General features: G+C 64.0%; 4 protein-coding genes and 1 rRNA gene. 3 read left to right on the top strand and 2 right to left on the bottom strand.

Annotated features, from left to right (window positions below; genetic code table 11):
• Positions 1-133: ribosomal RNA gene (locus HY852_RS09445) — 16S ribosomal RNA — on the bottom strand; the annotation flags it as partial.
• 837 nt (positions 134-970) lie between these two features.
• Between HY852_RS09445 and HY852_RS09440 the strand changes: the two genes are divergently transcribed.
• The 3 genes from HY852_RS09440 (at position 971) to HY852_RS09430 (ending at position 3907) form a co-directional block, all read left to right on the top strand.
• A complete protein-coding gene (locus tag HY852_RS09440) occupies positions 971-3040 on the top strand; it encodes a M23 family metallopeptidase (RefSeq protein WP_291604287.1) in 2070 nt (689 codons plus the stop codon).
• A gap of 173 nt (positions 3041-3213) precedes the next feature.
• Positions 3214-3576, top strand: coding sequence for an SPW repeat protein (locus HY852_RS09435; protein WP_291604285.1), 363 nt, complete (start codon positions 3214-3216; stop codon positions 3574-3576).
• Positions 3577-3634: 58 nt separating this feature from the next.
• Complete coding sequence (locus HY852_RS09430; RefSeq protein WP_291604283.1) at positions 3635-3907, top strand: hypothetical protein; 273 nt, start codon at positions 3635-3637, stop codon at positions 3905-3907.
• A gap of 74 nt (positions 3908-3981) precedes the next feature.
• On the opposite strand, the gene clpB is transcribed toward HY852_RS09430, so the two are convergent.
• Entirely contained in the window at positions 3982-6621 is a 2640-nt protein-coding gene (gene clpB, locus HY852_RS09425; protein ID WP_291604281.1) for an ATP-dependent chaperone ClpB, read from the bottom strand.
• Positions 6622-6799 lie beyond the last annotated feature (178 nt).

The following is a 6799-nucleotide window of genomic DNA, read 5'->3' as shown; positions in this document are numbered from 1 at the left end:
TTCCGAACCAAAAGGTACGTTCCCACGCGTTACTCACCCGTCTGCCGCTGACGTATTGCTACGCCCGCTCGACTTGCATGTGTTAAGCCTGCCGCCAGCGTTCGCTCTGAGCCAGGATCAAACTCTCAAGTTGGACTTGAAACTTTGAGCCGGCTGATCACAACGTTTGACGAGGTCCCACCATCAATCGCCCGCGATTCACATCGCTGACGAACTGACCTCAATGAAGAGGCCATGGTGTTACCTTATTCAAAACGTGTACCGCCGAAGTCTTTCGTCCGGTCCCGTTCGGGAAAACCGAGGTTTTCCAGAATCGAGACCCGCAAGGACTCCGCCGTCCACGTTTCTCTTTCTTCATCTTCACTTGTCAAACAGCCCGGGATCCTGGGATCCCTCTCCCCTCAGGGAGTTCCGTGGCGACTCATTCGACGCCAAATGACAACCGACGACTATCGGCTGTTCATTCACTCATCAAAGTGAGGAGCATCACGGGGCACGAAAACGTGTCTTGGCCGAAGGCCAAAACCGCGCCGCGCTCAGTGGTCGGTTTATAAGCCCGCCCGATCGGCGTTGTCAACGGGCGTTGTCAACAAATCGTCGCACGGATCGCAGAAATCTTTCGAGGCGAATAAGTACCGATTTTTCGGGACTTTGCGCCGTACTTGAGCCACAATCCTGCGCCGTTCTGGCGTATAAATATGCGTTGAATCGTCGGCTGCCAGTGGGGGTGCCGGCGGTTTTGTTGGGTCTTGGAAAGGGCAGTTCCTGTGGGGATCGCCGCCTTGCCGGGCCGTCGAGAGACATCGAGAGACCTTAGCAGCCTAGTTGTTCGTAACCGGCCGGCCTGAAGGCCTTTGACTTCCGGACAATGGTGCTCGTGCCCAGTTCGATACTCCCCCTCCAGAGGGCGAGATCGCAACGAGGTTCAACAAAGGCTTCCGCGGATGTCGCTGGATCGGGGGACGATCGGTTGAACCAAAGAACGTCACGCGGGGGCGGGTATGGGCGCGAGACCGGGATCATCGATCTCGGTCATGAGCCGCCGCTTTCGGTGGATGGTTCCGAAGCCGCCGTCATCGACCGCCGTCGCGTCTCGGTCCAGTGGTTCAGCGGCACGATTCTGACTGGCTTGTGCGGCGCTGCCCTGATCGGCGGCGCCGTTTTTGCGTCGCTCGACGGCGAAATGACATTCGCCAAGATGCCTGAGCGGGTCGAGAGCGCGCTGCGCGGCGCATTTGGCGCCAACGACCGCTCTGTCGCACTGCACAAGGCCGATCGCCTGCCGCCGCCCAGCGAGTCCACCGCCTCGCGCAGCATCGTGCGCGTCTCGACGGTGGCCCGCGTGGGCAGTCGCGATGTCATGCGGGTACGGCCCTTCATCCGCATCTCCGGCAATCTGTCGATGACGACCAGCTATCTTTCTTCCAAGATCCCGGCCTTCAACGCCCAGCGCCTGTTGACCGATGTCGGCACCGCCCCGCAGCCCGCCGCCGAAGATCCCAACAATCCCGACGCAGTCGAACCGGATGCCGAGGTTTCCTTCGTGACCAAGGACCTGACGACGGTCCTGCCCAAGGCCAGGATCGCCGCCGTGGTTGCCCTCGACGATATCCTGATGCGGGTGCGCGACGCGGCGAACTGGCGCGGCCATGGTGGCGGAGTGCGCTACGCAGCGCTCGCCAATGCCGCGGCGGACGTCAGCGGCGCGCAGCAATCCGACCTGAAACTGGCCTACGCCACCGAGGGCACCGCGCCGGATCCCTACGCCGGTTTCGAGACCCGCGTGGTTCCCGAGAACGTCACGCTTCTGCCGAAGACCAAGGAACAGATCACCGGCGGCATGCCGAACGGCGAGCGCGTTCACGTCGTCAGGAAAGGCGATACGGTCGTCTCGGTGCTGCGCGAGCAGGGCGCGACGCAGGAAGAAGCCAAGGCGATCGCCGCCACGCTCGGCATCCGCGGCCGCGATGGCGGACTGAAGGAAGGCGAGAAACTGCGCATCCTGATGGCGCCCTCGAGCCCCGGTGCGCGCCTGCAGCCCTATCGTGTGATCGTCGCCAACGAGACGATGATCGAAGCCGTCGCCGCGCTGTCCGACCTCGGCAAGTATGTCGCGGTCGACGTGCAGAGCATGAACACCATCGCCGATGCCACCGACAGCAAGAGCAACGACGACGACGACGATGAGGATGACGGCAGCGGCGTCAGGCTTTACCAGAGCATCTACGAGACCGCACTGCGCAACAAGGTGCCGTCGCCCGTCATCGAGGACATGATCCGCATCTATTCCTACGACGTCGACTTCCAGCGCAAGGCGCAGCCGGGCGACTCGTTCGACGTGTTCTACGCCGGCGAGGATGAGGGCACTGCGGCCACCGACAGGCACGAGGTGCTGTTCGCCTCGCTCACCGTCAGCGGCGAGACGAAGAAGTATTACCGGTTCCAGAGCCCGGACGACGGCGTCGTCGACTACTATGACGAGACCGGCAAGAGCGCGAAGAAGTTCCTGGTCCGCAAGCCCATCACCAACGCGATCATGCGTTCCGGCTTCGGCGGCCGCCGCCACCCGATCCTCGGCTACGTCAAGATGCACACCGGCGTCGACTGGGCGAGCTCCTACGGCACGCCGATCTTCGCCTCCGGCAATGGCGCGATCGAGAGAATCGGCCCCGAAGGCGGCTACGGCAAGTATATCCGCATCAAGCACGCCAACGGATACGAGACCGCCTATGGCCACATGTCCGCCTTCGCCAAAGGCATGGAGGTCGGCAAGAAGGTGCGGCAGGGCCAGGTGATCGGCTTTGTCGGCTCGACCGGCCTGTCGACCGGTCCGCATCTCCACTACGAAATCCTGGTCAACGGCCGCTTTGTCGATCCGATGCGCGTGAAGCTGCCGCGCGGCCGCTCGCTCGAAGGCACGGTGCTGGCGGGCTTCGAGAAGGAGCGCGACCGGCTCGACGGAATGATGAGCGGCCGCGGCGGCGCCGCGACGCGAATCTCCGACGCCACCGGCGGGCCGCTACAGGTCAGCAACCGGTAACGTCCCGGGAAATCGGCCCGGAGAGTGCCGCCTCCGCCGTTTTTCCTCTCTCCTCGGACCCCTCGACGCCCCAGCGCGGCCCCGATTCAATCGGTTTTCGGGCAATCAAAGGAACCTCCGGGGCTGACTTCCGGTTCTATCGGGCACGGGGGCAGGGTTTGATGGAGGATGTCATGGACAACTGGACGAACGCAAAGTTCTGCGACGTCGCAAACCTGATCCTCGGTGCGTTTCTGTTCTTTTCGCCCTGGATCGTCGGTTTCGACGCCGGACCGGCTTCGCAAAACGCCTATGTGGCCGGCATCGTGATCGCAGTGCTGGCGGTGGCAGCCCTCGCCGCCTTCGCGGTCTGGGAAGAGTGGCTAAACCTGATCGTTGGACTGTGGACACTGATCGCCCCATGGGTTCTGGGTTTCCAGGGAGACAGCGCAGCGATGACGGTCCACGTCATCGTCGGCATAGCGGTTGCCGTGCTGGCGGCGATCGAACTCTGGTTGATGTCGCAGAATCCGCCTCGCCTGACGACAAGCCGATAAGCTTCTTGATCGCCGCCCGGGGTGAACGGGCGGCGATCATTCAGGAGAGAGGGAGCTTATGAGACCACTGACGCGCGAAGACGTCACCCGGGCCGTCAGCGGGGCCGATGACGTGACGATTGCCCAGATCATCGGAACCGGCGCCACCGTCGACGAACTGGCGGAGGCCCAGGCTTGGCTCGCCAACGACGAGCCGATGATGAATGACGGCCGGCCGCTGGCGCACGGCCGGGTGCGGGAGCTGGTGGATATTCTTTCCGACTTGGAGGACGGCGAAGACGACGGCAACGACGCCGGTCCTGCCCCAGGTTCTGCCTCGCCCGCCGGATGATCCCACCCCAGCGGTAAGTGCCCCGGACAGCGAGGCCTGTCCGGGGCACGTCGTCAGATCTTGCGTTCCGCCGATCAGTTCAGCTTGCGCTTGGGGACCGGCGCCTCGAACGGGGTTATTTCCGCCGTCCGCGGCGCCTTACCGTTGAAGGTCAGCACATTGCCTTCCGCGGAGATTGCGACATGGTCGCCGTCCTTGATCTCGCCGGCGAGGATCATCTCGGCCAATGGATCCTGCAGGTTGCGCTGGATCACGCGTTTCAGCGGACGGGCGCCGTAAGCGGGATCCCAGCCCTTGGCGGCGAGCCAGTCGCGCGCCGCGGCGTCCAGCGTGAGCGTGATCTTGCGCTCCTCGAGCAGCTTCTGCAGGCGGGCGAACTGGATTTCGACGATCCGGCCCATCTCGCTCTTCTGCAGGCGATGGAACAGGATGATCTCGTCGACGCGGTTGAGGAACTCGGGGCGGAAATGCGCCCGCACCATTCCCATCACCTGCTCGCGCACGGCGGAAGTGTCCTCGCCCTCCGGCTGGTTCACCAGGAACTCCGAACCGAGGTTCGAGGTCATGATGATCAGCGTGTTGCGGAAGTCGACTGTGCGGCCCTGGCCGTCGGTCAGGCGGCCGTCATCGAGCACCTGCAGCAGGACGTTGAAGACGTCCGGATGGGCCTTTTCGATCTCGTCGAACAGCACCACCTGGTAGGGCCGGCGCCGAACCGCTTCGGTCAGCGAGCCGCCCTCCTCGTAGCCGACATAGCCCGGAGGTGCACCGATCAGCCGCGCAACCGAGTGCTTCTCCATGTACTCGGACATGTCGAGGCGGACCATCGCGGTCTCGTCATTGAACAGATACTCCGCCAGCGCCTTGGTCAGCTCGGTCTTGCCGACGCCGGTGGGGCCCAGGAACATGAACGAGCCCATCGGCCGGTTCGGGTCCTGCAGGCCGGCGCGCGAACGCCGTACCGCGGTCGACACCGCATGCACAGCCTCGGCCTGGCCGACGACGCGCTTGCCGATCGCCTCCTCCATCTTCAGGAGCTTTTCCTTCTCGCCTTCAAGCATCTTGTCGACCGGCACGCCGGTCCAGCGCGAGACGACCTGCGCGATGTGGTTGGCGGTGACCGCCTCCTCCAGCATCTCGCCGGCATTCTCCCTCGCCTCGATGTCCGCCAGCCGCTTTTCCAGCTCCGGAATCCTGCCATAGGCAAGCTCGCCGGCGCGCTGGAATTCGCCGCGCCGCTGCGCGTTGGCAAGTTCGACGCGCAAGGTGTCCAGCTCGCTCTTCAGCTTCTGGGCGTTCGAGAGCTTGTTCTTCTCCGCGCTCCAGCGCGCGGTCAACGCCGCCGACTTTTCCTCGAGCTCGGCGAGCTCCTTTTCCAGCGCCTGCAGGCGGGTCTTGGAGCCGGGATCGCTTTCCTTCTTCAGCGCCTCCTGCTCGATCTTCAGCCGGATGATTTCGCGATCAAGCGAATCGAGCTCTTCCGGCTTGGAATCGACCTGCATCTTCAGCCGCGCAGCCGCCTCGTCCATCAGGTCGATGGCCTTGTCGGGCAGGAAGCGATCGGTGATGTAGCGGTTCGACAGCGTGGCGGACGCGACCAGCGCGGAATCCGTGATCCGCACACCGTGGTGCTGCTCGTACTTGTCCTTCAGGCCGCGCAGGATCGAGATCGTATCCTCGACCGACGGCTCGCTGACGTAGATCGGCTGGAAGCGCCGCGCCAGCGCCGCGTCCTTCTCGACGTGTTTCTGGTACTCATCGAGCGTGGTCGCGCCAATGCAGTGCAATTCGCCGCGCGCCAGCGCCGGCTTGAGGAGGTTGGAGGCGTCCATCGCGCCGTCGGCCTTGCCGGCGCCGATCAGCGTGTGCATCTCGTCGATGAACAGGATGAAGGCGCCCTCGGTCGAGGTGACCTCCTGGAGCACGGCCTTGAGCCGCTCCTCGAACTCGCCGCGATACTTCGCACCCGCGATCAGGGCGCCGAGATCGAGCGAGAGCAGTCGCTTGTCCTTCAGGCTCTCAGGCACGTCGCCATTGACGATGCGCAGCGCCAGGCCTTCCACGATCGCGGTCTTGCCGACGCCGGGTTCGCCGATCAGCACGGGATTGTTCTTGGTACGGCGGGACAGGACCTGGATGGTGCGCCGGATCTCCTCGTCGCGCCCGATAACGGGATCGAGCTTGCCGTCGCGCGCCGCCTGGGTCAGGTCGCGGGCATATTTCTTGAGCGCATCATAGGCGTTTTCGGCGGTCGCCGAATCCGCGGTGCGGCCCTTGCGCAGCGCCTCGATGGCAGAGTTGATGTTCTGGGGCGTTACGCCACCCTTGCGCAACAGGCTGCCGGCCTCGCTGTCCTTCTCGAGCGCAAGGCCGAGCAGCAGCCGTTCCACCGTGACGAAGCTGTCGCCGGCCTTCTCGCCGGCCTTTTCCGCCGCGTCAAAGGCCCGCGCCAGCTCGGGGGCGAGATAGATCTGCCCGGCACCGCTGCCGGACACCTTGGGCAGCTTGTTCAGCGCCTCTTCGGTCGATTTCAGGATGGCGCGGGAATTGCCGCCGGCACGGTCGATCAGCCCGCCGGCGAGGCCTTCGCTGTCGTCCAAAAGGACTTTCAGCATATGCAGGGTTGAAAACTGCTGGTGCCCCTCGCGCATCGCCAGCGACTGCGCCGACTGGATGAAGCCCCGTGCGCGCTCGGTGTATTTCTCGATATTCATGTGTTTTCCCTCGGCCTGCCGCCCAAGCCCCGAAAGCACTCCTGCGGCATCTTCATTGGGTTTTCGCCGGCCACATTGATGATTATCAACCGGCAGCGGTGGTTTGGACCGACGTTGCCGTCGGCCTGCGGCAGATGTGGGAAGCGGGCCCGGCCAGCGGAAGAGGCCTCTTCACAAA

Origin of the sequence: Bradyrhizobium sp. (assembly GCF_016213215.1) — a bacterium.
Classification (GTDB): Bacteria; Pseudomonadota; Alphaproteobacteria; order Rhizobiales; family Xanthobacteraceae; genus Bradyrhizobium.
Note: the sequence above shows the minus strand (reverse complement) of the source record. Positions and strands in the feature narration are given on the sequence as shown.